This is a genomic window from Actinomycetota bacterium, from assembly GCA_035765775.1.
GTDB lineage: Bacteria > Actinomycetota > CADDZG01 > JAHWKV01 > JAOPZY01 > DASTWV01.
This window is the reverse complement of sequence record DASTWV010000023.1, coordinates 34,493-59,963: the sequence shown is the minus strand read 5'-3', so window position 1 is coordinate 59,963 and position 25,471 is coordinate 34,493. Positions and strand designations below refer to the sequence as shown.

At 73.2% G+C, this 25,471-nt stretch carries 22 protein-coding genes; 11 read left to right on the top strand and 11 right to left on the bottom strand.

What is annotated here, in order from left to right:
- Nucleotides 1-91: 91 nt before the first annotated feature.
- The 3 genes from VFW71_04495 (at nt 92) to VFW71_04485 (ending at nt 4,624) form a co-directional block, all read left to right on the top strand.
- Nucleotides 92-1,240 (top strand): FAD-dependent oxidoreductase, encoded by a 1,149-nt coding sequence (locus VFW71_04495; GenBank protein ID HEU5002020.1) that lies wholly within the window; start codon nt 92-94, stop codon nt 1,238-1,240.
- A gap of 579 nt (nt 1,241-1,819) precedes the next feature.
- Nucleotides 1,820-4,120: a diguanylate cyclase gene (locus VFW71_04490; GenBank protein ID HEU5002019.1), complete on the top strand. Its 2,301-nt coding sequence runs from the start codon at nt 1,820-1,822 to the stop codon at nt 4,118-4,120.
- 102 nt (nt 4,121-4,222) lie between these two features.
- Nucleotides 4,223-4,624 (top strand): pyridoxamine 5'-phosphate oxidase family protein, encoded by a 402-nt coding sequence (locus VFW71_04485; protein ID HEU5002018.1) that lies wholly within the window; start codon nt 4,223-4,225, stop codon nt 4,622-4,624.
- Nucleotides 4,625-4,726: 102 nt separating this feature from the next.
- Here the strand turns inward: VFW71_04485 and VFW71_04480 are convergent, their stop codons facing one another.
- Nucleotides 4,727-5,377, bottom strand: a complete 651-nt coding sequence (locus VFW71_04480; protein ID HEU5002017.1) for a response regulator transcription factor — start codon at nt 5,375-5,377, stop codon at nt 4,727-4,729.
- 108 nt (nt 5,378-5,485) lie between these two features.
- On the opposite strand from VFW71_04480, the gene VFW71_04475 reads away from it, so the two are divergent.
- A complete protein-coding gene (locus VFW71_04475) occupies nt 5,486-5,968 on the top strand; it encodes a universal stress protein (protein HEU5002016.1) in 483 nt (160 codons plus the stop codon).
- Here the strand turns inward: VFW71_04475 and VFW71_04470 are convergent, their stop codons facing one another.
- The 3 genes from VFW71_04470 to VFW71_04460 all read right to left on the bottom strand — a co-directional run bounded on the left by VFW71_04470 (nt 5,969) and on the right by VFW71_04460 (nt 8,950).
- A complete protein-coding gene (locus VFW71_04470; GenBank protein HEU5002015.1) occupies nt 5,969-7,636 on the bottom strand; it encodes a GAF domain-containing sensor histidine kinase in 1,668 nt (555 codons plus the stop codon).
- A gap of 67 nt (nt 7,637-7,703) precedes the next feature.
- On the bottom strand, nt 7,704-8,543 hold the full coding sequence (locus VFW71_04465) for an NAD(P)H-binding protein (GenBank protein ID HEU5002014.1): 840 nt from the start codon (nt 8,541-8,543) through the stop codon (nt 7,704-7,706).
- The gene (locus VFW71_04460; protein ID HEU5002013.1) at nt 8,540-8,950 is read right to left on the bottom strand and encodes a nuclear transport factor 2 family protein; all 411 of its coding nucleotides are present in this window, start codon (nt 8,948-8,950) and stop codon (nt 8,540-8,542) included. The genes VFW71_04465 and VFW71_04460 overlap by 4 nt, the downstream gene beginning before the upstream one ends.
- A gap of 51 nt (nt 8,951-9,001) precedes the next feature.
- Between VFW71_04460 and VFW71_04455 the strand changes: the two genes are divergently transcribed.
- A complete protein-coding gene (locus VFW71_04455; GenBank protein HEU5002012.1) occupies nt 9,002-9,667 on the top strand; it encodes a TetR/AcrR family transcriptional regulator in 666 nt (221 codons plus the stop codon).
- An 82-nt stretch (nt 9,668-9,749) separates the two neighbouring features.
- Here the strand turns inward: VFW71_04455 and VFW71_04450 are convergent, their stop codons facing one another.
- Nucleotides 9,750-10,850, bottom strand: a complete 1,101-nt coding sequence (locus tag VFW71_04450; protein HEU5002011.1) for a class I SAM-dependent methyltransferase — start codon at nt 10,848-10,850, stop codon at nt 9,750-9,752.
- 54 nt (nt 10,851-10,904) lie between these two features.
- Nucleotides 10,905-11,318, bottom strand: a complete 414-nt coding sequence (locus VFW71_04445; GenBank protein ID HEU5002010.1) for an ester cyclase — start codon at nt 11,316-11,318, stop codon at nt 10,905-10,907.
- A 141-nt stretch (nt 11,319-11,459) separates the two neighbouring features.
- Here VFW71_04445 and VFW71_04440 point away from each other — a divergent pair, with 141 nt between their 5' ends.
- The 4 genes from VFW71_04440 to argH all read left to right on the top strand — a co-directional run bounded on the left by VFW71_04440 (nt 11,460) and on the right by argH (nt 18,307).
- Nucleotides 11,460-14,642 carry a BTAD domain-containing putative transcriptional regulator gene (locus tag VFW71_04440; protein ID HEU5002009.1) on the top strand — a complete coding sequence of 1,061 codons (3,183 nt, stop codon included), beginning with the start codon at nt 11,460-11,462 and terminating at the stop codon, nt 14,640-14,642.
- A gap of 94 nt (nt 14,643-14,736) precedes the next feature.
- Complete coding sequence (locus VFW71_04435; GenBank protein HEU5002008.1) at nt 14,737-15,627, top strand: hypothetical protein; 891 nt, start codon at nt 14,737-14,739, stop codon at nt 15,625-15,627.
- Complete coding sequence (locus VFW71_04430; protein HEU5002007.1) at nt 15,612-16,802, top strand: adenylosuccinate lyase family protein; 1,191 nt, start codon at nt 15,612-15,614, stop codon at nt 16,800-16,802. The genes VFW71_04435 and VFW71_04430 overlap by 16 nt, the downstream gene beginning before the upstream one ends.
- On the top strand, nt 16,799-18,307 hold the full coding sequence (gene argH / locus VFW71_04425; GenBank protein HEU5002006.1) for an argininosuccinate lyase: 1,509 nt from the start codon (nt 16,799-16,801) through the stop codon (nt 18,305-18,307). The genes VFW71_04430 and argH overlap by 4 nt, the downstream gene beginning before the upstream one ends.
- Before the next feature lie 23 nt (nt 18,308-18,330).
- Here argH and VFW71_04420 read toward each other — a convergent pair whose 3' ends face one another.
- A complete protein-coding gene (locus VFW71_04420; protein ID HEU5002005.1) occupies nt 18,331-18,723 on the bottom strand; it encodes an OsmC family protein in 393 nt (130 codons plus the stop codon).
- Between VFW71_04420 and VFW71_04415 the strand changes: the two genes are divergently transcribed.
- Together VFW71_04415 and VFW71_04410 are read left to right on the top strand one after the other, a co-directional pair.
- Complete coding sequence (locus VFW71_04415; protein ID HEU5002004.1) at nt 18,722-20,149, top strand: DUF1116 domain-containing protein; 1,428 nt, start codon at nt 18,722-18,724, stop codon at nt 20,147-20,149. The two genes, VFW71_04420 and VFW71_04415, sit on opposite strands and share 2 nt — an antisense overlap.
- Nucleotides 20,146-21,000 (top strand): DUF2877 domain-containing protein, encoded by an 855-nt coding sequence (locus tag VFW71_04410; protein HEU5002003.1) that lies wholly within the window; start codon nt 20,146-20,148, stop codon nt 20,998-21,000. Before VFW71_04415 ends, VFW71_04410 begins: the two co-directional genes overlap by 4 nt.
- Before the next feature lie 129 nt (nt 21,001-21,129).
- On the opposite strand, the gene VFW71_04405 is transcribed toward VFW71_04410, so the two are convergent.
- The 4 genes from VFW71_04405 to VFW71_04390 are packed head-to-tail and all read right to left on the bottom strand — an operon-like array spanning nt 21,130 to nt 25,367.
- Nucleotides 21,130-22,287 (bottom strand): MSMEG_0565 family glycosyltransferase, encoded by a 1,158-nt coding sequence (locus VFW71_04405; protein ID HEU5002002.1) that lies wholly within the window; start codon nt 22,285-22,287, stop codon nt 21,130-21,132.
- A gap of 14 nt (nt 22,288-22,301) precedes the next feature.
- Nucleotides 22,302-23,843, bottom strand: a complete 1,542-nt coding sequence (locus VFW71_04400; GenBank protein HEU5002001.1) for a protein FdrA — start codon at nt 23,841-23,843, stop codon at nt 22,302-22,304.
- Nucleotides 23,840-24,841 carry a carbamate kinase gene (locus VFW71_04395; protein ID HEU5002000.1) on the bottom strand — a complete coding sequence of 334 codons (1,002 nt, stop codon included), beginning with the start codon at nt 24,839-24,841 and terminating at the stop codon, nt 23,840-23,842. The genes VFW71_04400 and VFW71_04395 overlap by 4 nt, the downstream gene beginning before the upstream one ends.
- Nucleotide 24,842: 1 nt before the next feature.
- Nucleotides 24,843-25,367 (bottom strand): cupin domain-containing protein, encoded by a 525-nt coding sequence (locus tag VFW71_04390; GenBank protein HEU5001999.1) that lies wholly within the window; start codon nt 25,365-25,367, stop codon nt 24,843-24,845.
- Nucleotides 25,368-25,471 lie beyond the last annotated feature (104 nt).

Below are 25,471 nucleotides of genomic sequence, written 5' to 3'. Positions count from 1 at the left end.
CCTGCCCGCATCAGTGGGACCTGACTGCCGAAGGGGTGGGTCCGATACGATCCCTACCAGCACCTGCGATGCTCACGAGCGGAGCGACGTCATGGCCAAGGTTCTGATTCTCGGCGGCGGGTTCGGCGGCCTGGCTGCCGCGGCCGAGATCCGGCGGCTTGACTCCGACCTCGAGGTCGTCCTCGTCGACCGCCGGGACCACTTCTTCATGGGCTTCGCCAAGCTCTGGGACCTGGCGGGGGTGCGGCCCCTCCCGGGTGGGACCGTGTCCCTCCATCGCCTGGCGGATCGCGGCGTCACATTCGTGCAGGCCGAGATCACCGGCATCGATCCCTCCGCCCGCCGGGTCGGGACCTCGACCGGCACGCTGGAGGGGGATGCCCTCCTGGTCGCCCTGGGGGCGGCGATGTCCCCGGCCCACCAGGATCTGGTCGGCGGGCCAGGGGCATTCAATCTCTACGACGCCGGCCAGCTCCCCACCATCCGCCAGGCCCTGGCCGGGATCGGCGGCGGGTCGGTCCTGGTCGCCGTCCTCGGGGTGCCGCTCAAGTGCCCACCCGCCCCGTTCGAGGCGACGCTCATCGTGGACGACCTGCTCCGCCAGCGGGGCGTCCGGGAGCGGGTGGGGGTGTCCGTCTCCACGCCGCAGCCGATCACCATGCCGGTCGCCGGGCCGGACGCCAGCCAGTACGTGGCCTCCCAGCTGGCGGGCCGCGGCATCGAGCTGCTCACCCACCACGCCGTGGCCGGCGTGGACCCGGTGGCCCGTGTCGTGCGCTACGCCAACGGCGCCGAGCTCGGCTACGACATCCTGCTGGGCGTGCCCGCCGCCGCCCCGCCGCCCGTCATCGCCGAGAGCCCACTGGCCGGGAAGTCGGGATGGGTAGAGGCGCACCGCCACAGCCTGCGGACCGCGTTCGAGCGGGTGTACGCGGTGGGGGACTGCACGGTGGTCCCGACGGCGACGTTCCCCGTCCCCAAGGCGGGGGTCTTCGCCGCCGGCGAGGGCGAGGTCGCCGCCCGGAACATCGTGCGTGACCTGACCGGAACGGGCGACGAGGCGAGCTACGACGGTGAGGGGGCGTGCTTCCTCGAGCTCCCCGGAAGAGCCGTGGCCCTGGTCGAGGGCCGTTTCTTCGCCGAGCCGGAGCCCGTGGTGCACGTCAGCGAAGCGACGGCGGCGGCCTTCCAGGCCAAGCAGGAGTTCGAACGGGCCCGCCTGGAGGCCTGGCTGGGATAGCCCGGTTCAGCAGCTTCTCCCTGGAGGACCCCCTCGGTCTCCTCCACGTCGTGGCTTCGAGTGGGTGGCCCGGACCTGGGACTACCCACTTGAACCTGCGTCGGGCCATGATTTGTATCGTCGTGCGGCCGTTCTAACCGGTCGCCGGGCGGGCTGCGGGGAGTTGCCAGGCAACGGCGAAGTCCTCGGCCGGCATCCGCCGCGGTGGTTGCGCAGCCCGGCGACCGGAGCCGTATTGCCAGGGAACGACAATCGGTTCGGTCGCCGGTCCGCCGCTCCGCAGGGAGGTCCGCTGGGCGGCGTGGATGGTCTCCGGTGCTCCGTAGCCGGTCTCTTCAGGGCTGAGCCGCACATCCCTGCCCGCTTGACGGTTGTCCACGGCCGGGCTCCTTCCCGTTGGCGCATCCCGATGATCGACCTACAACCGCAGGCGCCACCATGGCCGTTCGGCCCCTCTTCCCCGGGCCATCTGGCCGGGGGAGCCGAACCGGCACCCGGAACCCGGGCCATTCGGCCCTGGGGCGGCGCCGGCCCGGTGCCGATGTGGGGAAGGCAACTTCCTGCGGAAGGAGGAGTGCCGTGGTGACCCCCGCCACCCACAGCGAGGAGGCTGTCGGGCAGGCGATGGCCGCAGGCTTCTACCAGGCACTGGTGGACGCCGCGCCCGACGCCATCATCGTTGTCGACGCCCGGGGCGTCATCGTCCTGGCCAATCGCATCTGCGAGACGCTGCTCGGCTGGACGCCGCAGGATCTGGTGGGCCGCCCGCTCGAAGTGGTGGTGCCGCCTGATCTGCGCGGGGCGCACGTCAACCACCGCGGCGGGTATTTCGCCCGGCCGCGCACCCGGCCGATGGCGGCCGGCACCGAGCTGTCGGCGCTCCGCGCGGATGGCACCCGGGTCCCGGTCGACATCAGCCTCAGCCCGATCGCCACCCCGGAAGGGACGGTGGTCATGGCCGCGATCCGGGATGCGACCCAGCGCCGGCGCATGGAGGCGGAGTTGCAGGCCAGCGAGCGCCGCTGGAAGACCAGCCTCGCCAGCATGCTGGATGCGTTCTGCATCCTGCGCTGCGTCCGGGACGGGGATGGCGTAGTCGACTTCGAATACGTCTATCTCAACGCCCCGGCGGCCCGGACCTTCGGACGCACCGCCGAGTCCCTGATCGGCACCCGGGTCAGCCAGAGCCTTCCCGGCTTCCCCGCTTCCGGCCGGTTCCGGGACTACCTGCATGTGGTGGAAACCGGGGAGCCGCTAACCAGCACGCAGCACCGGTACGCAGAAGACAACGGAGCCGCAGGCGGAGTGCCGGGAGACAATTATCGGGTTGAGGGAGTCTTCGACTCCCAGGTCTGGAAGCTGGACGACGGCGTGGCGGCCACCTGGCGGGACGTCTCCGACCGGGAAGCCTCGGCCCTCGCCCTGCGGGCCAGCGAGGAGCGGTTCCGGGCCTCGGTGGAGGACCTCCCCGACACCCTGTCGATCTTCGCTGCGGTGCGCGATGGGGCGGGGGAAATCGTGGACTTCCGGTGGCAGTACGCCAACCGGGCGGCGGGCGTCACCTTCGGGATCAGGCCCGAGGATCTGGCCGGGCGCACCCTGCTCGAGGTCCTCCCCGACCACGGGCCGAGCGGGATCTTCGCCACCTACCGGCGCGTGGTCGACACCGGCGAGCCCTACGTCGAGCCCTGCCTGTGGTACGAGGATGTCTGGGGCGACGGGGTGCGCCGCCGGCTGGCGTTCGAGATGCGGGCCACCAAGCTGCACGACGGGGTCGTCGTGATGGCCCGTGACATCACCTCCGTGCGCATCCAGGCGGACGATGTCGCCCGCCACCAGGCGGATCTGGAGCGCACCAACACCGAGATCCACCTCCTCAACGAGCTGGCGGAGCTCCTGCAAGGCTGCCTGTCGTCGGCCGAGGCGTACCCCATAGCCGCCCGGCTCTCCGGCGGGCTTTTCCCGGGCTCCGGTGGGTCGATCTCGATCACCAACGCCTCCCGGGATCTCGTCGAGTCCATGGCGACCTGGGGCGAGGCGGACATCGGCCAGCCCGCCTTCGCCCCCACCGACTGCTGGGCGGTGCGGCGGGGCAAGCCCCACCTGAGCGGGGTCGTGGAACCGCGCTGCCCCCACCTGGCAACATCGAGAGCTGCGTGGTGCCTCTGCGTGCCCATGCTGGGCCAGGGCGAGGCCATCGGCGTGTACCACCTCCTCTGGGCCGGCGGCCCGCCCGCCGCGGCCGGGGAGGGGCCGCTTCCGGCGGCCATCCTCCAGCCCGCGCTGAGCGTCGCCGGCCAGATCTCGATGGCCACCGCCAACCTCAAGCTGCGCGACAAGCTCCGGACCCTCTCGATCCGGGACCCGCTGACCGGCCTGTTCAACCGGCGCTACATGGAGGAGACCCTGACCCGGGAGATCAGCCTGGCGGGCCGGCGCCACACCCCGCTGTCGGTGCTGCAGCTGGACATCGACCGCTTCAAGGAGTTCAACGACGCCTACGGTCACGAGGCGGGGGATGCGGTGATGCGTCACGTCTCCCAGGCGATGCAGCGCCTCTTCCGGGTCTCCAGCGTCGCCTGCCGGTACGGCGGGGAGGAGTTCACCATCGTGCTGCCCGACTGCGCGCTCGCCGATGCCGTGGGGCGGGCCGAGGAGCTACGCCGCCTGCTGGCCAGCGCCGGGGTGCCGCACGGCCGGACCCTCCTGGCTGCCCCCACCATCACGTGCGGCGTGGCGACCTTCCCGCAGCACGCGGGCACGGCCGAGGGCCTGGTGGGCTGCGCCGACGCCGCGCTGTACGCAGCCAAGGCGGCGGGCCGCAACCGGGTGCTGGCCTACGACCCAACTACCGACCGGCCCGGGCCGCCGGCACCCTGAAGCGGGGCCAGGTGGCCCTACGCCTGAAGGGGCCAGCGGCCGACGCTGAAACCTGTTCGAATGCCACCAGAAAGGGGGTCACCAATGGCCGACCATCACCGGATGACGGAGGAGCTGGACCGGCAGGACTGCCTGAAGCTGCTGCGAGAGCACGGCTTTGTGGCCCGGGTGGGATTCGTCGCCGACGGCCGGCCGCAAATCATCCCGGTGAACTACGTGGCCGACCCGGACGAGGACGTGGTCCGGTTTTGCACCGCCGCCGGCTCGATGCTCGGCCGGTTGGCCAATGGCACGCAGGTAGCGTTGGAGGTGGACGAGAGCCGCCCGCTCTACAACGCCGGCTGGAGTGTCGTCGTCCACGGGGCGATCTGCCACGTGGATGACCCCGCCGAGGTGAGCCGGCTCAGCCGGGGGCCGCTGCGCTCCTGGGCGGAACCGATGTCCCCGGTGTGGATCGAGATCCCGGTCCAGGACGTGACCGGCCGCCGCATCCCCGAAACGTAGAGGGCCCGGCCACAACGGGCCGAATGGCCCTTCCAGCAGCGCCTCCACCGGCCGATGCTGGTGCCTATGGAACCTTGGCAGCCGGCCGACCGGCAGCGTCACTCAGTCCGCGTGCCCCGCCCCGGGACCTGCGGCCTTGGTGCGAGCCACATAGGACGCTGCCTCGGACCGGCGCTGCACCTCCAGCTTCTGCAGGATGCTGGAGACGTAGTTCTTAACGGTCTTGTCGGAAAGGTGGATGACCTCGGCTATCTCCCGATTAGTGCGGCCTTCGGCCACCAGGTCCAGGATCCGTTCCTCCTGGGGCGACAGCCGGGCGAGCTTGGGGTCCTTGTCATCGATCTTGGCCCGCCGGAGCCGCTCCAGCACGCGGGCGGTGACGGTCGGGTCGAGCAGGGACTGCCCGCCGGCCACGGTGCGGATCGCGGTGACCAGGTCGCGGCCCCGGATCTGTTTCAGGACGAAGCCCGCGGCTCCGGCCATGAGCGAGTTGAACAGCGCCTCGTCATCCGAGTAGGAGGTCAACATGATCACCGCCAGGTTGGGGAAGGCATCCCGCAGCGCCCGGCATGCCTCGACGCCGCCCCCGCCAGGCATGCGCACGTCCATCACCACGACGTCCGGCCGGTAGATCGGCGCCACCCGCAGGGCCTCCGGGCCATCGGAGGCCTCGCCCACCACCTCGAGATCGTCCTCGGCCTCGATCAGGGCGGCGAGGCCGGCGCGGACCACCTCGTGGTCATCGACGAGCATGATGCGGATGGCCACGGCGCTCCTCCTGGTACCGGACTCGTGCTGCCCATCATCCCAGACCTGATCCGCAGATTGATTTGAACCACACCTGACCACGGAGGAGGAGTCATGCTCATGGAAGGAACGCTGCCCGGCATGCCCGTCGTCGCCGGGCGGATGTCGGTGCTGCTGGCCACCGACGGGTCCGATCACGCTCTCCGGGCCGCGCGCTTCCTGGCCCGCATCATGGGGCCCCTGGGACCCGACCAGGGCGTCATCCACGTGCACACCGTCCTGTCCGCCACCATGGAGCCCACCAGCTACCTGGGGGACCTGAGCGACGCCCCGGCGCGCCATGAGGCCATCCGCGCGATGGTGGACCGCGCGACCGCCGGGGCGCGCCAGGTCCTCGAGGAGGCCGGCATCGAGACGACGACGTCGAAGTCCTTCGGGCACCCGCCCGACGAAGTCCTGGCCGAGGCGGAGTCACTCGACGTGGACCTCGTGGTCGTGGGCCGGCGGGGCGTGCGCATGCCTGCCGCCCTCATGCTGGGAAGTGTCTCCAGCTACCTGCTCCACCATGCGACGATGCCGGTGTTGATCGTGCCGTGATCACGCCGGGCGGGTGACCGGGATGGCGAGGACATGGCGCATCCCACCCTCCGGGCGGGAGGCGATCTCGAGCTGGGCGCCGAGCGCCGCCGCCCGGGACTCGATGTTGGTGAGCCCCTGGCCCCGCACGACAGTGGCGGGGTCGTAGCGGGAGCCGTTGTCCTCGACCACGACCTGCACCTCGTCGCCCACCGATTCCAGGGCGATGCGGACCTCGGTGGCCTGCGAATGCCGAGCCACGTTCGAGAGGATTTCCCGCACGATCTGGATGAGACTGGCCTCCTGCTCGTCCCCCAGCCGGCCGAGCGCTTCCTGGTCGAGAACGGTGCTGACCTGTGCCAGCGTGTTGACCTCGCACTCTTTGGCTAGCTGCTCGATGGCCGCCAGACCGCCCTGCTCCACCACCACGTGCGGGCGGAGCTCGAAGATATAGTTGCGCACGTCCCGCACCACGTCATCGAGGCGCCCGATGGCCTCGTCGATCCGGATGCGGGCGCGCGGGGTGTCCCGGTCGATGAGGCTGAGCGAGCCCTGCAGGGAGAGCCCGACGGAGTAGATGGCCTGGATCACGCCGTCGTGCAGCTCCCGCGAGATCCGCTCGCGTTCCTCCAGGACCGCCATCTCGCGCAGGAGGGCGGTGAGGCGCTCGTTCTCCAGTGCCGCCGCCACCTGGTTGCCGAGCATCTGCAGCACGACGAGGTCGTCGTCGCTGAACGGCGCCCCCCCGGCTTGGCCGTACACCGCCAGCGCCCCCACCGCCCGGTCGCGGATCTGGAGGGGGACGAAGGCACCGTTCTGCGGGTTGCCGAGGAAGCGCCGGACGGCTTCGTTCATCTCCGGATCGGAGGGCAGGTTGTCCACCCGCTCGGGCTGGCCTCGGGACATCACGGCACCGGACTTCGATGTGCCGGGCGGGATCCGGGCGCCGATCAGCCTTTCGGGCTCCGGCCCGCCGACCGCCTGCCGGATGATCAGGTCCTCGGTGCCGGCGTCCGCCAGCATCACGGTGGCCCGGGTGCCGTTGGTGAGCGAGCAGGCCTCGCTGGCAGCGGAGCGCAGGATCTGGTCGGTGGTGGCCTGGGTGACGAGCAGCCGGCCCACCCGGTCCACCGACGCCAGCTGCGCCAGGCGCTGGGACAGCTCCTCGCCCCGCACGCGCAGCTGCTCGAAGAGCTCCGAGCGTTCGATCGCCGACCCGGCTTGGGCGGCGAGCATGGCCGCCAGGCGTTCGTCATCGGCGGAGAACTCGGCGGCGCCGTGCTTGTCGGTCAGGTAGAGCCGGCCGTAGACCCGGCCCCGGATCACGATGGGCACCCCGAGGAACGAATGCATGACCGGGTGGTGCGCCGGGAACCCCGCCGACTGGCTGTGGGCCGAGACCTCGGGCATGCGCAGCGGGGTGGGCTCGGTGAGGAGCACCCCCAGGACACCCTGGCCGGTGGGGAGGTCGCCGATGGCGTGGACGGTTTCGGGGTCCATGCCCGAGTGCAGGAACTTCTCCAGCGCCCCTTGGCGCACCACGCCGATGGCGGCGTAGGACGCCCCCACCACGGTGCGGGCCAGGGTCGCGATGCGTGCCAGGAGGACGTCGAGCTCATGCTCTCCGGCAAGCGCCATGGCCGATTCGACCAGGGCCTCAAGGTGCTGGGGTTCCCGGCCTTGGCTCATGGCGCCGCCGAGTCTACGCCGCAACCTGGCGGCGCCTTCGGTTGCCGTGGGGCCCTTGTGGAAGGCGTCAGCCGCCCGGCATCGCCCGGACAGCCTGCGCCAGGGCCACGCGCAGCGGGGTCACTGCTACGCCGTCGGGCCGCGACACGGTGTGCACCGCCAGGTCGGCGGCATCCATCACCAGGGAGGAGGCAGCTCTGGGGTCCAGATGCGCCAATGCCCGGAGCAGACCCCGGGGAACGTGGCGCACGGGACGGTCCAGCCGGCCCATCTCGCGGAGCACGCCGGCGAACTGGTTAAAGGAGAGGTTCTCCGGGCCCGCCACGTCCAGGACCTGCCCTCGGAGGGTGGGGTCGAGAACGGCCCGCTCCACCACGGCGGCGACGTCGAGTACCGAGACGAAATTGATTGCGTTGTCGCCGCGGCCGAAGATCAGGCCCTTGCCCACCAACTCGGCCCACAGTTCCGCGTAGGCGGTGGCTCGCACGATGGTCCATGGGCAGGCGCTGGCCCGCACCTGCTCCTCGGCGGCGCTCTTGGCGCGGAACAGCGCCATCGGGTTGTCCGCTGAGGCACCGACCACCGATACCAGTACCACCGAGGCGCCCGCGGTCTGGGCCGCCTCGGTCAGGTTGCGATTGCCCCGGACGTCGATGGATCGGAACCGTCCCCGGCCCACGCCGCTCATGCCGTGGACCGCCGACACCACCACCGTGGCGCCGGACGCCGCCGCCCGGACCGCGGCGGCGTCGCGCACGTCGCCGGCCACGAACTCGGCCCCCGCGGCCCGGATGGCATCCGCCCGTTCGCCGCGCCGGGCCATCACCCGCACTGGGATCCCCCCTGCCGTGAGTGACGGCACGAGGATGCTGCCCAGCCGTCCGGTACCCCCCGCCACCAGGATCATTGCCCCACCACCAGGGCGGCCACGGCCTCTCCGACGGTCATGGTGCCGGCGTCCACCGGTTCGACGTAGAACCGGCAGGAGGTCGCCTGCTCCCCGGCGACCTGGAAGATCACGACACCCCGCATCAGGTGCTCGCCGCCGTCCGCGCGCGTCCCCCGCATCTCCCACTCGGTCCAGGCGGTCCCGGGTCCATAGGCTTCGTGCAGGACCGTCGCGTGGATATCGGGCACATGCTTGAAGATCTGCTCCCAATTGCGCCGGACCTGCTCCCGGCCTGTGAAGTTGCGGGCCGGATGGACCGGGCACTCGTTCACGTACCCCTCGTCGAAACAGGCCACCAAGGCGTCGAGGTCGTGGCCATTGGTCGCGTCCACCAACCGGCTGACCCAGGATTCCAGACCCTCCATGCGCGTCCCCCCCTGTTCTCCCAACTTCGATCCAGTAGACTGGAACTAATTATGGAGGCCCCGGCATCCCCCGTCAAGCCCAAGCGGGGATACGACGCCACCCGCCGCCGGGAACTGGCTCGGCAAAGCCGGGAGCGGGTGATCACCGCCGCCGAGGAGCTGTTCCTGCGCCAGGGCTACGCCGGGACCACCATCGGCTCGATTGCTCAGGGCGCCGGTGTCTCGGTGGACACCATCTACAAGGGGTTCGGGGGCAAGCCCGGGCTCGTCCGGGCGATCGTCGACGCGGCACTGCTGGGTCGGGGTCCGGTGCCCGCCGAGCATCGCTCGGACGCCCTCCAGGCCGGTGAGCCAGACCCCCGCAAGATCATCCGGGGGTGGGGCCGTTTCGTCATGGAGATCTCTCCCCGGGTCTCCCCGATCACCCTCCTGGCCCGGGAGGCGGCGGTGAGCGACGCCGACGTGCGGGCGCTTGTGGAGGAGATCGATGCGGCCCGCCTGCGGCGGATGACCCAGAACGCCCAGCGGTTGGCCGCCGCCGGCCACCTCCGGGCGGGCGTCAGTGTCCCGGAGGCGGCCGACGTGCTGTGGACCTACAGCTCGGCGGAGCTGTACGACCTGCTGGTGGTCCGCCGGGGGATGAGCATCCCCCGGTACGGTGCCTTCGTGGCCGACGCGATGATCGCCGCCCTGCTGCCCCCGGAACCGCAGGAGTGACTGGCGGCCACCATGTCGGCGCCATGCTGGGAATCGGGGCGGCGTTGGTGCGCCTCGTCTGAAGCCCTGATGGCAAGCCCCGCTAGCGCCGCACCACGTAGAGGTTGTTGATCGGGTTGTCCATCGCCACCTTGGTGACAGAGGAGAAGCCTGCGCTCGTCGCCAGCTCCCGCAGCTTGGACTCTGGGAGGCCCAGGGTGCCCAGGCCAGCGCCCCCGTGCGCCAACGAGACCGGCATGCAGAGCAGCAGGCTGAAGCCGTAGAGCAGCGTCGCCACCGGGCCGGTGTTGGCCGCCGGGTCGTCGGCGCAGTTGATGTCCAGGCACAGGAAGATGCCGCCCGGGCGCAGCGCCTCCCGGACGCTCTGCAGCATCCCCAGAGGATCGACGGCGTCGTGCACCACATCCCACGCGGTGATCAGGTCGAAGGACTCGGGCAGACCCCGGGCGGCGTCCAGCTCGAGGAAGCGCACCCGGTCGCCCACGCCGGCGGCCTCCGCGTGTGCCCGGGCCTGCTCGACGCTGACCGCCAGGTTGTCATAGCCCACGTAGCGGGACTGCGGGAAGGCCTGCACCAGGTTGATCAGCGCCTTGCCCTGGCCGCAGCCGATGTCGGCGACGTCGACGCCCCGCTCCAGCATCGCCTGCGCCTGCGGCACTGCCGGCAGCCACACCTGCGTGAGGAGGTGCTCGTGCCACATCGTGGTGAACCGCGCGATGCCGGTGTGCAGGTCGTCGGGGTAGGTGGCAAGATCCACGCCCCCGCCGTGGCGGAAGGCCTCGACCAGCGGGTTGTACTGGGCGATGGCGCCCAGCAGCTCCTGGTGCACGCCGCCGAAGAAGGCCGGCCCCGACTCATAGGCCAGGGTGGGGACGTGCTCGGGGGGCAGAGAATAGGTCGCGTCAGTCGCGTCGTAGGTGACGTATCCTGCGGCAGCCATGCCGGCAAGCCATTCCCGGGCGTAGCGCTCGGTGGTCTGCGTGCGGCGGGCCAGCTCGGCGCTGGTGGCCGGGCCGCCGCGGGCAAGGTCCTTGAACAGGCCCAGCTTGTCGCCGATGGCGGCGAGCACAACCGTGGCGGCTGCGGCGGTGTCGCCCAGCACGCGGCCGGTGAAGGCCCCGGCCTTGGCTTCGTCGATGGGCTCGGCTTCGACCGTCTCCAGGTCGATGGTCTCGGTTTCCATGGTCGTTGACTCCTCTCGAGGTGATGGCGTGGTGGTATCGAAGGTGTGGTCGGGCTACATCAGGCCGAGCTGCTGCATGAAGCCGAGCTGGTCGAAGTAGATGTGCTCGCTTGCCAGGCGCCCGCCTTCGACCCGTGCCACTTCGGCGTAGTTCAGGACAAACGACTTCCCGGTCGGCGGGATATCGCCCTGTGGGGAAGCCAGCGGCCCGGTGTGCGTCCCGGTCGCCCGGATCTCGGCGCAGCAGGTGCCGTCGATCTCCACTGCCGAGCGCACCTCGTGGCGCAGGTCGGGGAAGGCCCGGATGAAGACGTTGACCCAACCGGCGATGGCCTCGGGGCCGCGCAGCTCGACGCCCGGGGCGAGCGTCTCTGCGTCGGGCGTGACTGCCGCCCGTACCCCGTCCAGGTCGTGGGCGTCGATCCGCCCCAGGTACTGCTCGAGAACCGCTGCTCCGGTGCCGCTCATCGCTGCCTCCTCTCGTTGCGGGCTGCTGGTCAGCCCGTCGACGGCAACGCTAGGGGGCCCTCCTTGCAGGTTCCCTGCGGGTTCCCAGCGACTTCGTGCGGCCGCCTTGCGCAGCGCTCCGCACCGGTTTCAAATGAGCCCATGAGCGCGCGGGACACCGACATCCACCTGCTGGGGCGGTTCGCCGTGTGCGTGGATGGGGATGAGGTCCCGCCCGCAGCCTTCGCCGGGCGCCTGGTCCGCACCTTGATCCGACTCCTGCTGGCGTCGCGGGGATCCTCGGTGCCCCGCGACGCTGTGGTCGAGGCCCTCTGGCCCGGGCGCGTGCCGGTGGACCCGGGGGCCAACGTCGACGTCTTGGTCAGCCGTGCGCGCCGTGCGCTCCAGGACCCGGGGCTGATCGTCGCCACGTCAGGGGGCCTGTGCTTCGTGCACGCGGCGGGCTGCCGGGTCGATGCCGAGGCGTTCCTGGCGCGCGTGCGGGCGGGCCAGGAGGCGGCGGCCTCGGGCGCCTGGCCCCACGCGCGGGGCGAGTTCCAGGCTGCCCTGGATGGCTGGGGTGGCGAGCCACTGCCCGAGGATGTCTACGCCGACTGGGCGCAGGGCTACCGCCGGGAGTTGCAGCGTGCCCACCTGGACGCGCTCGAGGGCGCAGCCGAGGCCGGCCTGGCGTGCGGGCAGCCGGGCCGGGCGGTGGTGTTCGCCGAGCAGGCCGTCGGCAGGGAACCGATCCGGGAGCGGGCAACCCTGCTGCTGGCGGAGGCGCTGGCGGCCTCGGGCGACCAGGCCGGAGCGCTGGGCGCCCTGCGCAGCCTTCGGGAGCGGCTGGCCGACGAGCTCGGGGTCGACCCGTCCGCCGGTGTGGCCGAGTTGGAGCTGCGGCTCCTCCGGGCCGGCGGTGCCCTCCCGGTGCCGACGGTGACGAGGGTGCCGAGGATCGTCGCCGGGGCGGGCTCGCCCGGCCGGCTCCGCTGGGTCGGGCGTTCAGAGGAACTCGCCCTGGTCCTGGGTGCGCTGGCGTCGCCCGGTGCGGTGGTGCAGGTTGCCGGGCTGGCGGGCTCGGGCAAGTCCCGGCTGCTCGCTGAGGTGCAGGCCCGGCTGGCACTGCCCGCCCTCGTGGTCCGCGCGTTCCTCCCCGAGGCCGACGAGGCGTGGAGCCTGGCGCGGGGGCTCATGGCCGAGGCCCTGGCCCTGAACGTGACCGCCGCCCGGGACCTTCCCGTGCGCATGCAGGCCGCGCTGGCGCAGGCGATGCCCGGGCTCGACGAGCTGCAGGGGGGCGAGGGCGCCGCGGTCTCGGCCGAAACCCTGCGGGCCCTGGCCCAGGAGGGGGCCGTGCGCCTGCTAGGCGCTGCCTGCGGGCCGGACGCGGTCGTCCTCATCGATGATCTGCAATGGGCCGATCCCACCAGCGCTGCGCTGCTGAATTCCCTGATCGTGCGGGTCCCCCAGGTGCGCTGGATCCTGGCCTACCGGCCGGAGGAGATCCCTGCCGATGGTCCCCTGGGGGACCTGCTTGGACATCCGGCACACCGGCAGGTCGTCCTGGGGGCTCTCCCCGCCCAGGCGGTCGGCGAGCTGGCGAGCGACCCCATGCTGGCCCAGCTGCTCGTCGGGGAGACCGACGCCACGCCGTTCACCCTGGCGGAAGGCCTGCGCAGCCTCGCCGAGGAGGGCCTGGTGGTTGCCGACCGGGAGGGTCGCTGGTCGCTGCGGTCCGCGACTGCCGTCGACCAGGCCCGCACGGTGGTGATCGGCGGCCAGCGGCGCAGCATCCTGGCCCGGGTTCGCGGCCAGGCTCCCCGGCGGCGGGGTGTCCTGGTCCTGATGGCCTTGCTCGGCCGGGAGGCGCCCGCCGGCCTGCTGGCCCAGGCGACCGGCCAGCCGCAGGCCACCGTGCTCGCCGACCTCGACACGTTGGCGGGGGCCGGCCTGGCCCGCTTCGGCGACGGGGGCTGGGCCGCCGCCCACGACCTGATCGCCGAGGGCGTCCGCCAGAGCCTCAGCCCGGGCGAGGCCGCTCGCCTGCACGCCACCCTGGCGGAGGCGCTGGGGCGGGAGGGTGCCGAGCCGGCCGAGCGGGCGGCCCATCTGCGCGCCGCCGGGCAGGCGGCGCCCGCGGTCGAGGCGTACGCGGCGGCGGGCCGGGCGGCCCTCGGCCGCCATGCCGTCGACGAGGCCGACTCGTTGGCCAGCACCGGGTTGGAGCTGGCGACGGCCCCCCGGGACCGGACCGAGCTGCTCCGGATCCGGGCGGAGGCGAGGGCCCATCGCGGGGACCTCGGCGGCGCCCGCTCCGACCTCACCGAGGCGATCGCCGCCACCCGGTCTGGGCCGGACCGCGCCCGCCGGATGGCCCGCCTGGCGATGCTGACCTCGGGGGCCAGCGACCTGGCCCGGGCGGCCGACCTCATTGACCGGGCGGTGCTCGAGGCGGCGGGCGACCCGGGGGCACGGGCTGAGGCCCTGTACGTCGGGGCGGTGGTGGATATGAACGCCGGCGCCCCGGAGCGGGCGACCCGCCGCTTCGACGAAGCGCTGGCCCTGTACGAGCAGGCCGGCGAACCGCTGGGCGTCGCCAACGTGCTGGACGGCCGGGCGATGGGCGCCGTCATGGCGGGCCGCATTGCCGATGGCGCCGAGGCACTCGGGCGCGCCGCCCGGCTCTTCGCCGACTCGGGCGAGCTGGCCCGGGTGATCTGGCCGCTGGCGGGACGGGGGGCGGCGCTGGCGTGGATGCTCCGGGGCGACGAGGGCCTCTCCGACGTCGCCGAGGCCCTGGAGATCGCCCGGGAGCTCGCTCACCCGGAAGCCGAGGCCTACTGCCGCTTGGAGGAATCGCTGGTGATGGCCTCGCTGGGGCGGGCCGGCGAGGCGGAGTCGGCGGCGAGCGCCGCGCTGGCGATCGCCGAGGGCCTGGGGCACGCCGAATGGACCGCGGGAGCGTTGCTCGCACTGGGCGGAGCCCAGTTGTCCGGGGGAGACGCTGCGGCTGCGGTCGGGCCGCTGCGCCGCTGCCAGGCGATGGCGGCCGAGCGCCACCTGCCCCACTTTGCGGGTTGGGCCGCAGCGCTGCTGGCGCGCGCCCTGGTCGCCCTCGGCGACCGTGCTGAGGCGGGAGAGATGATCGCCCGCGCGCTGGCCACGGAAGTGCCCTTCTGCCACTTCTATGCCCGGTGGGCGCAGGCCGAGCTGGCCGTCGCGCGGGGGGACCCGGATGCGGCGGAGCAGATCCGCTCGGCACGGGAGCTGGCCGTCCGCGGAGGGCACCTGGAGTCGGCGGCGGCGCTGGAGCGCCTCACCCCGCCGCCCCAGACGCCCTAGGCACCGGGCACGGCGATAAGAGGCCCACCCCCCGAGCTTGCGGGCTCCGCCCAGCGGCATCTACTGTAGGAGAAATGCTTCATCCTTTGGTGCAATGAGCAATCGCATCCCGGGGCGCTACCGGGCGGTGTCGGTGGCCGACGTCGATGTCGAGCTCACCGAGGCAAGCCTCCGGGGCCTGTTCCTCGGCCGGGAGGCCTACCGCCACACCGCCTTCATCGCGGTCCGCCGGGGGACCGGCGCCGCGCTGGTGGCGGTGACGACCGCCGATCGCGGCCCGCTCTTCTCGCCGATCCTGAAGCTCGACGTGCTCGCCGGGCCGGAGGAGTGCGCCCTGGTGGACGCCCCCGACATCGACGTGGGTGTGCCCACGCAGATGGGCCGGGTCGCCCGCCAGCGGGCACCCGGGAAGCGCTGCGTCATCGTCACCGGCCGCTACCGGCACGTGAGCTTCCTGCTCGATCCGGCACCGCTGGCCGTGCGGGTGGTCGAGGTCGCGCCGCCCACCCCGGCCAAGCTGGTGGACCAGGCGGCCCGGGTGCTCGAGGTGGCGGAGGACCTGCCGCCCATCGATCTGCAACCCGACGTGGTCGACCTCGTCGCGCTCGCCGCCGAACGGCCCGCCAAGCGCTACCTGGTGCCCTGCCGGGGATCCGGGATGGCGCTGCCGGGTGGGGAGGTCGCCTACCTCGATGAACGGCCGGCCCGGCAGGACTGGGTCCTGGTGGGCTGCGCCCGGTCGCGGCAGCTCCACCGCTGGTTCTACGGCGACGAGGACCCCCCCAGCATTGACCTGTGCCCCCGGGCGCTGGCCCGGGAGCGGGTGCCCGAGGGGACCCCCACCCTGACCAAGTGCTGCCTGCTGGAGGAGGTCGAACGGGTGGGCAGCTGCGTGACGGTCCCGTGGGGCGCCTCCCTCGAGCAGGTGCGCCAGGGCCTGGGGGCGGTAGCCGATCTCGTGGAGCCGGCGTGGGCGCCCGCCTGACCGACTCGGTCCTCTACGCCCACCTCTGGGGGACCGAGGAGCTGCGCGAGGTCTTCGACGAGCGTCAGCGGCTGCAGGCCTGGCTGGACATCCTGGTTGCCCTGGCCCAGGCGCAGGCGGAGTACGGCGTGATCCCCGAGCAGGCCGCGCAGGTGATCGCGGCCGGTGCGGACGCCGGCCGCCTCGACCTGGCGTTCGTGGCTGCCGAGACTCGGCGCACCGGCCATTCGACCCTGGGGCTGATCCACGGCCTGCGGGCAGTCCTGCCCGAGGCCGGCGGGCAGTGGATCTACCACGCGGCAACCGTCCAGGACGTCACCGACACCTGGATGGCCCTCGCGTTCCGGCGGGTGGGGGCGGTGGCCTGGCGCCAGCTGCGGGCGGTCGAGGCCGGGCTGCTCGCTCTTGCCGAGGTCCACCGGGACACCCCGATGTGCGGGCGTACCCACGGCCAGCCGGGCGCCCCGATCACCTTCGGCCTCAAAGCCGCAGCGTGGGCGGACGAGGTCCGGCGCCAACTCGACCGGCTGCGGGAGGCCCTTCCCCGGCTGGCGGTGGGCCAGCTCGGTGGCGCGGTGGGGACGCTGGCCGCCTTCGGCCCGCACGGGCTCGAGGTGCGGCGGCGGTTCTGCGAGCGCGTCGGCCTTGCCGACCCCGGGATCGCCTGGCTGGCGTCCCGGGACCGCCCGGCGGAGATGACCGGCCTGCTGGCGATGATCACCGGCACGCTCGCCCGGGTGGGCAACGAGGTGGTCGAGCTCTCGCGCCCGGAGATCGGCGAGCTCGCCGAGTCGGTGCCCCCCGGGGTCGTGGGCAGCATCACCATGCCCCACAAGGTGAACCCCGAGGTCGCCGAGCACCTGGTGACCCTCGCCCGCCTGGTGCGGGCGCAGCACGCCGTCGTGCTGGAGGGACTGGTGGCGGAGGGCGAGCGCGACGGGCGGGGCTGGAAAGCCGAGTGGGTGGCCGTGCCCGAGGCCTGCCTGCTGGCCGGCGCCGCGCTCGAGGCCGGCCGGAAGCTCGTGACCGGCCTGGTGGTCCATCCCGAGGCCATGCGGGCGAACCTCGAGGCCCGGCTGGGCACCGCGGACACCGGTGCGTCGGCGGCGATGGTGGACCTCGTCGTGCGGCGGGCCCGGGCGGCGCGGGCGGCGGAACCCGAGGGCTGGGCGTGACCCGGCCCGTGGGGCAGGCAACCGAGGCGGGGCCCTCCCCGGATGCCCCGGCGCCCGAACTGGTGGAGGCTGGGTTCGCGCTGGAGATCGCCGACGCCCCGCTCCTGCACCGGGGGCTGAACCTCGCCGACCTGGCGCATCTCCTGGTGCTCGGCGAGGCCGGCGTCGTCCCGGCACCGGCGGCCGCCCGGGTGCTCCAGGCCATCCTCGCGGTGCACCGGGACATCCCCCCCGAGGCCTTCCCCTATGACGCCGCCCTGGGGGACCCGTACAACAGCCGGGAGGCCTACTTCGCCGACCGCCTGGGCGACGACGCCGGGTGGCTCCATGCCGGCCGCCCCCGCCGGGAGGCGGGCCGGGTGGCGTTGCGCCTGCACCTGCGGGGCACGGTGACCGAGCTGGCTGCCGAGGCGGCGGGGTTCGGTGCCGCGGTCGCCCAGGTTGCCCGGACCCACGCCGGCACCGTGATGGCGGATCAGACCTACCTGCAACAGGCCCAGCCCTCCACCTTCGGCCACTACCTCCTCGCCTTCGCCTACCCGGTCCTGCGGGATGCCGGCCGGCTGCTAGAGGCCGCCGACTGGGTGAACCGGAGCCCCGGGGGGGCCGGGTGTGTCAACGGCAGCCGCCTGGGGCTCGACCGGCTCCGCACCGCCCAGCTCCTGGGTTTCGACGGCTTCATTGCCCACACCCGTGACGCCATGTGGCAGATCGACGGCCTGATCGACATCCTCGCCACGGCGGCGAGCCTGGTGTCCACCCTGAGCAAGCTGGCCGAGGACCTGGAGATCTGGGACAGCCAGGAGTTCGATTTCGTCGACCTGGCGGGGGCCTACACCCGCGCCAGCGTCCTCATGCCCCAGAAGCGGAACCCCTACGCCCTGTCGATCGTCCGGGGCGCGGCCGGGGTGCTGATCGGGCGCCTCTCCGGCTTCCTGGCCGTGGTCAAGACCCCTTCGGCCCGGACCGACAACCTCATCTTTGCCTACGGGGAGATCCCCCGGGCCGTCGAGCTGGCCGCCAAGGTCACCCGGCTGATGACCGGCGTCGTCCGGACGCTGCGGGTGCACCCGGACCGCATGTGGGAGGCCCTCGAGGCCGGTTTCTCCCAAGCCACCGACCTCGCCGAGTTCGTCATGCAGGCGTGCGGGGTGGACTACCGCACCGCTTACCTCGTGGTGGGCGGCGCGGTGCGCACCGCCGCCCGCCGGGGCCTGCGCGGCGTCGACCTCACCGCCGACATGCTGGACGAGGCAGCCGTAGAGCGCCTCGGCCGGCCGCTGGGCCTCGGGTCCCGGGATCTGTCCGAGGTACTCGACCCACGGTCGATCGTGTCGACCCGGGCATCCCCCGGGGGCGCCGCCCCGGCCGCGGTGGAGGAGATGGTGGCCGAGGTGCTGGCCGACGCGGAACACACGCGCCGCTCGGCTGAGGAGCGCCGGGAGGGGTTCCGTTCGGCCGAGGCGGCCCTGGTGGGGGCGGCAGAGGCGGTTGCGACCGCATGACCGGGCGAGCGGCCGGTGCGGCGCTACGTAGGATCGACGGCGAACTCCATGGTCGGGGGGCGCAGCAGGGTGTTCGAGATGTAGCACCCGTGCACCGCACGCTCCAGCAGGGGTTCGAGCTGCTCCGGCCCGACCGACGACCGGACGACGACGCGCAGGTGCGAGAACCGGGGCCCGTCGTAGGTCCCCGTGGCCGTGACCTCAAGGTCGGGCAGGTCGGGGCCCCGGCGGTGGGCGGCGGCGGCCACGGCCATGCCGAAGCACGAGGCGAGGGCGGTCAGGAACAGCTCGGTGGGCATTGGTCCTGTGTCCTCACCGGCGGGCGGCGGCTCATCGGCGGTGAGGCTGAATCCCCGCACCTCGGTGGTCATGCGGTAGCCACCCTCCCACCGCGTGGTCACGGAGCGCTCTGCCATGGCTGAGAACAATAGTGCCGCACCCGTGCCCCGGCTCCCGGATTCCGTGGCCGTGATCAACGTCGGGCTGCCGCTGTTCGGTGACGCCGTGCGGGCTCAGGGCATGGCGGCAGTCGACGTCGACTGGCGGATCCCCGCCGCGGGCGACCCGGGCCTGGTCGCCGCCCTGACCGTGCTCCACGGCCGGCACGCCGCGGCGCTCGAGGCGGCCAACGCCGAAGTGACCCGGCGCCTCGACGCCGCCGCCCCGGTCCTGGTCGGCATTGCCCGGGCGGGTGAGGTGGTACCGGGGATCGAGGGACGCACCCTGCTCCACCCGGGCCCGCCGCTTCTCTGGGAAGCGTTCTGCGACCCGCTCCGGCGCTCCGCCCGGGCGGCGGCGATCGCCGAGGGATGGGCCTCCACGCCCCAGGCCGCCGGGGACATGATCGCCCGGGGTGAGATCGGCCTGGAGTCCGCCAACCACCACGCTGCCGCACTCCCGATGGCCACGGTCCTGGCGCCGAGCTCGCCGGTGCTGGTGGTGGAGAACGGGCCCCGAGGCAACCGGGCCTTCTCCGGCATCAACCAGGGCCCGGGCGCCACCGCGTGGTTCGGGGTCGAGTCGCCCGAGGCGGTGGAGCGCCTGGTGTTCCTGCGCGACGCCGTGGCACCGGTCCTCGCCGCTGCCCTGCAGGCGTCCAGCCCGATCGACATCTTCTCGGTTGCCGCCCAGGGCCTGCAGATGGGCGACGACGCCCACATGCGCACCCAGGCGGCCACCAACCTGGTCCTGCGCCACCTGCTGCCGGCCCTTGTGGCGTCGGACCACCCCCGCCGGGACGCCGTGGCCCGGTTCCTGGCGGGCAACCACCTGCTGTTCCTGAACTTCGCCATGGCGGCGGCGAAGGCGGCGAGCGACTGGGCGGCCGAGGTGGCGGGCTCCAGCATCGTGGCGACCATGGCGCGCAACGGCACCACCTTCGGCATCCGCCTGGCGGGCCAGGAAGCCTGGTTCGTCGCCCCGGCGCCGCCGGTGGAGGACGCCCTCTTTCATCCGGGGTACGCCGAGGCCGACGCCGCCCCGGACATCGGCGACAGCGCGGTGCTGGAGACGCTGGGGCTCGGGGGGGCCGCGGCCGCCGCCTCCCCGGCGGTGGCAACCTTCCTCGGCGGCAAGATGGCCGGCGCGGTGGGCGCCACCCGGGCGATGGAGCGGATCACCGCCGCCCGGAGCACGCGCTTCCGGATCCCGTACCTGGACTTCGCCGGATCGCCCGTGGGCATCGATATCCGCCGGGTGGTGGCCCAGGAGGTCACCCCGCAGATCACCACCGGGATCCTCGATGCCCGCGGGGGCCGGGGGCAGGTGGGGGCGGGTGTCGCCCATGCCCCGCTGGAATGCTTCCAGGAGGCAGTGCGCTGGCTGGCCGGGGCCCTCGGGTGAAGGCCCTCCTGGCCGGGGCCGGGGCGGCTGCCACCTTGTCCTCGCCCGGCCCGCCCACCGGGTGGTGGCGCTTCTCTCGCTCGGCGATCCTGCAGATCGCGGGCAAGCCGGTGGTGCTCGTCCTCCCCGGAATGCCTCCCGGGCCCCTGCAGGTGGTGGTGGATGAGCTGCCCGGCTCCGCGGGCTGCCTGGACGCACTGGATCCGGAACGGATTCCCCGCTGGCACGGGGCGCTGCCCGACCCGGCAGCCCTCGCCCAGGCCCTCGACATCGCGGCGCAGGCCGCCGAGTGGGGAGCAGAGGGGACCCTGGTCCCCGCCGGGCGCTGGGGGGCGGCGGGGCGCGCCCTCGCCGAGGGCGACCTGGAAGCCGCCGCCGGTGTGCTGGGCGGGGCCGGACCGGGCCTGACGCCGGCGGGCGACGACGCCCTGTGCGGGCTGTTCTTCGCCCTGCGGGCCCGGTTCGGGGCACCCGCCGCGAGCTGGCTGCGGCCGCTGGCGGCCAGCGTGGAGACCACCGCCCTGGCGTCGGCCGCCCTGGGCTGGGCGGCAGCCGGGCAGGCACTGGCCCCGGCGCACGACCTGCTCTGCGCCGGGGCGCGGGGCGACGCTCTGGGCGCCCAGGCGGCCGCCCGGGCGTTGGCCACGGTCGGCCACTCCTCGGGGGCCGATTTCGCCTGCGGCCTGGCCGCCGGTCTGCGGTTCCGGGGGCCGGCTGCTCCTACTTGCACGCGTGGTACAGCCAGGGGATGTACCACTCCGCCAACATGGGCCGAACCACCGTGGAACGGCGGCTGGCGGGGGGTCAACCAGCCCCAGGGTGCCGCCGATGGGGGCTTTATCGGGGATTAGTCCGGTTCGGCACAAGTTCTGGGGACTTTTTGCCGTGTTTTTGGCGGAAAATAGTCCCCAGAACTCCCCGCCGTCCCCTGTGCCGCCCCCCGCCCCCCCTCGCCCTCACCGGGCACCTCGCCCCAGGGCTCAGCCCACGACCGGCAGGGCCGCCCGGGCGTACACCTCCAGGTGCCGGCGGGCGCTCGCTGCCCAGGTGTAGCGGGCCGCCACCGCCGGCCCGGCCGCCGCCAGCTGCGCCCGCAGGACGCGATCGCCGGCCACCCGGGCCATCCCCGCCGCCAGGGCCGCCGGGTCACCGGCGGTGGTCAGCACGGCATCTCGTTCGGTGAGGAAGGCCCGGAACACGGCGATGTCGCTGGCGACCACCGGCAGCCCCGCCGCCATCGCCTCCAGGATCACCAACCCGAAGCCTTCCTTGAGCGACGGGAAGACGAAGGCGTCGGCGGCGGCGTACCACCCGGCGAGCTCGTCCTCGGGAACGGTCCCGACCAGCACGAGGTCCGCGTCGAGGTCCAGCTCGGAGGCCCGGGCGAGCGCCTCCTGCCGGTAGGCGGCGTGATCCTGGAACGAGTGCCCGCCCACGACGGCCACCAGCGGGGGATCGGGCCGGGCGGCGCGCAGCAAGCCCATCGCCTCGACCAGCACCCGGCTTCCCTTGCGGGGCTCGATGCCCCCGACGGTGAGGAAGAGGAAGCGGCCACCGGCATTGATCCGCCGGCGAAGGGCTGCGCGCTCGTGGCCGGCGGGGGCGAACCGCCCGGCGTCCACGCCGTTGGGCACCACAGTCGATTCGACGCCAAACTCAGCCCGCAGCGCCGCGCGCCAGACGTCGCTCACCACCAGGATGTGGTCGGGTTCCACGACCGCCTGGCGCTGGCAGTCCACCAGGGCCGGGGTGGTGAAGTCGTCGATGTGGTGGACCGTGCGGATGTGGACCAGGTCCCGGTCGAGTGGCCGGAGCGCGGCGGCGGCCCGGGCGGCGATGCAGTCCTGGGTATGGACTACGTCATAGCGCCCGGGAAGGTGGGTGGCCAGGCCACAGGTAAGGGTCTCGACGCACTGCCAGACCCGCTCCTCCAGGGTCCCGGCCGGCTCGGGGGCGGGCAGGATCGTCGTGGGGACCGCGACGGGCCGGAAGAAGCCCGCCTCCGGGTCGCCCAGGGCGAAGACATGGACCGGGCACCCTGCGGCCTGCAGCGCCTCAGCGAGATACAGGGTGTGCACCACGCCGCCCCGCGGGCGGGTGGAGTAGGTCACCAGCGCCACCCTAGGCAGGTCAGGCATGTCCGGGCGCCCCTTCATGGGCGGGAGCCGGCCAGCTCCGGCTGCCGGATGGCGATGGCTGCAGCCATCAACGCCGCCCGGGCGGCGGTGGGGGCCAGGAGGCACCCGGCGGCGCCCAGCGCGGCCTCCTGGGCGGAGCGCCGCTGGGGGTCCGCCTCGGTGCCCAGCACGTAGGCCACCACCACGGCACCCCCCCGCCCGGCCGCGGCGCACGCCGGGGCGAGGACGGCCGCCGGGTCGGGATGGCTTCCGTAGCCGAGGACGACGTCGATCAGCACCGCGCCCACCGCCGGGTCGTCCGCCGCCGCAGCGATGCGATCCGCCCGGGCCGCCGGGTCGATCATCGGGTGGGGGCGCCCACGGGTGAACTCCTCTTCCCCGAGATCGAGGCACACGTGCGCCCCGGGCGGGGCGGGCAGCGCCCAGCCTTCCTGCAGCGGGGTGTTGGACCGGATGGGTCCCAGGTGGCGGGTCATCACCACCATCGATTCATAGGCGAGGGTGCCCCCGGAGAACAGACCGAGCACGGCACGCCGTTCCGGGCTGAGGCGGGCGATCGCCGGGCCGACCAGGTCGCCCAGCCCAGCGCCTGGGTCCGGCACCGGGGAGCCTAGGATCTCGATGGTCCGCACCACCGCCTGCTCCAGCGTCGCCTCCAGGGTCACGCCCGCCGGGGCCTCGAGCGGCTCGCGCAGCCCGATCAGCGCCGCCACGACCGGTTTGCCCATCGGGGTGGCGAGGAGGTCGGCGGCGATGGCGGGCGACGGGGGTTTGGAGACCAGGATCACCGCCTCGGCCGCCGGGTCGGCGGCGAGTGCCCGGAGCCCGGCGCGGGCCATTTCGCCCCCGACCGCCGCGGACAGGTCCCGGCCCCCGACACCGATGGCCTGGCGCACGCCCTCCCCCCACCGGTCGAGCAGGCACATGACCTCCTGGGCGCCGGTTCCCGCCGCGGCGACGACCCCGACCCGCCCGGGCCGCACCGCGTTGGCGAAGCCCAGGCCCGTCCCGCCGAGCATGGCGGTTCCGGCGCCCGGCCCCATGACCAGCAGCCCGAGCCCGGCTGCCCGGCTCTTCAGCTCGACCTCGTCGGCGAGGGGCACGTTGTCGCTGAACAGCAGCACGTGAAGCCCGGCGGAGAGGGCCTTGTGCGCTTCGAGGGCGGCGAACGGGCCCGGCACGGAGACGATGGCGACGTTGGCCTCCCCGAGCGCGGCGAGCGCCGCGTCCAGATCTGCGGGCCGCGTTTCCTCGGTCGCGGCCCGGCCGGCGCGCCCGGCTGCCCCCAGGGCGGCATAGCCGGCGCCCAGCGCCGCCTCCGCCTCCTCCCCGGTGGCGGCACGCACCGCGAGGACGAGGTCGTTGGCACGTGCGGCCCCCACTCCGGCCGCCGCCGCGAACCCGGCGGCGGCCAGGTCCTCCCGGTTGGCGGGCGTTCCCATGACCGCAGCGGACCATTCGACACCGGCCGCCGCCCCCATCGCCCGGGTGGCCCCCATGAGGAGGACCGAGTCCACGTAGGTGTCCGGGTAGACCCGGGCCCGGGGTTCGCTCACAGGGCCGACGCCCGGCCCGGGGGGTTCAGCGCCGCCTGCGTGTGGCCGACGATCCGCGTGCCGTGCGAGCCTGCCATCGCGGCGTGCATCCAGCGTGCCGAGGTGATGAAGGATCGCCGGCCGCCCCCGGCGCCGACCGCCCCGCTGACGAAGCGCAGCGCGGCCCGCACCTTCGGGGCCATGCTCCCCTCCCCGAACTGGCCGGCACCGAGGTGCTGTTCGGCATCGGCCGCGCTCAGCTCGATCGCCACCCGCTGGCGTGGGGTGCCGAAGTCCAGGTAGACGTGCGGAACGCCAGTCAGGAAGACGAGGTCATCGGCATCCACCGAGGCGGCTAAACGGGCGGCGGTGAAGTCCTTGTCGATCACCGCATCCACCGCCCGGAGCCGCTTGCCCCGGCGCACCACCGGCACGCCCCCGCCGCCGCCCGCCAGGACCACCACGCCCCGGTCGACCAATGCCCGCACCGATTCCGCCTCCAGGACGCGCTTCGGGTCGGGCGACGCCACGATGCGCCGGAAGCCCCGCCCGGAGTCCTCCTTCATGAGCCAACCCCGCTCGGCTGTGAGCTGGCTGGCCTCGGCGGCGGTGAAGAAGGGGCCGATCGGCTTGGTCGGCCGCTGGAATGCCGGATCGCTCGCAGCTACCTCGACGTGGGTGACCACACTCGCCGCCTGGATCGCGCCCCCCGAGGCGTTGTGGAGCGCCAGCGAGAGGAGCCCGCCCAGGGCGCCCTGCGTCATGGCGACCAACTCCGACAGCGGCTGGGGCGGCACGAGACGGCTGCCTTCCTCCTGCTGGATCGAGAGGCTCCCCACCTGCGGCCCGTTGCCGTGCACGAGGATTACCCGGCGCCCGGCCCGGGTGAGGCGCCAGATCGACAGGGCGATCCGGTTGGCGTTCTGCCACTGCTCGGCATAGGTCCCGCGCTCACCCGTGCGAGTCAGCGCGTTGCCGCCCACCGCGACCACCACCAGCGAGCGATCCGTCGGGGTCACCTCAGGTGGAGCGGAGCGCCATCCAGAGCGCCTTGCTGGGCCGGGTGGACGGGTTCCACCACCGGTGCGGGCGGTCGGTGCGGAAGTGCAGCGCGTCACCCCGGCGCAGGGTGTACTCCTCCCCGGCGACCTCGAAGCCGAGCGCGCCGTCGAGCAGGAAGACCAGCTCCTCGCCCGGGTGCTCCATCGGCCGCGGGCCGCTGTCGGCCCCCGGTTCCACGGTGGCGACCGCCCCTGCCATGAAGAACTGGCCGTACGGGCCGCTGATCCCCGCCAGGTCCAGGTGCTCCTTGGAGGTGAACACCGGCTTGCGGTCATCCGCCCGTACCAGGACGGCGGGCTCGGCGGGCTCCTCGTCGACGAAGTAGGCCACCGAGCGGTTGAGGGCGGCGGCGATCTTCATCAGCGTGGTGATGGTCGGCACCATGCCGTTGCGCTCGATCTTGTGGATGGCGGCGGCCGACAGGCCGGCACGTTCCGCGAGCTGCTGCAGGGAAAGGTTCTTCTGGCGCCGGAGCTGGTGCACCTTCGGCCCGATCGCCGCGATGACATCCTGGATGGGTACCCCCTTGAACTGCCCCTTGAACTGACCGCACCGCCGCTAGTAGAGTACGAGAGCGGTTGATGGAA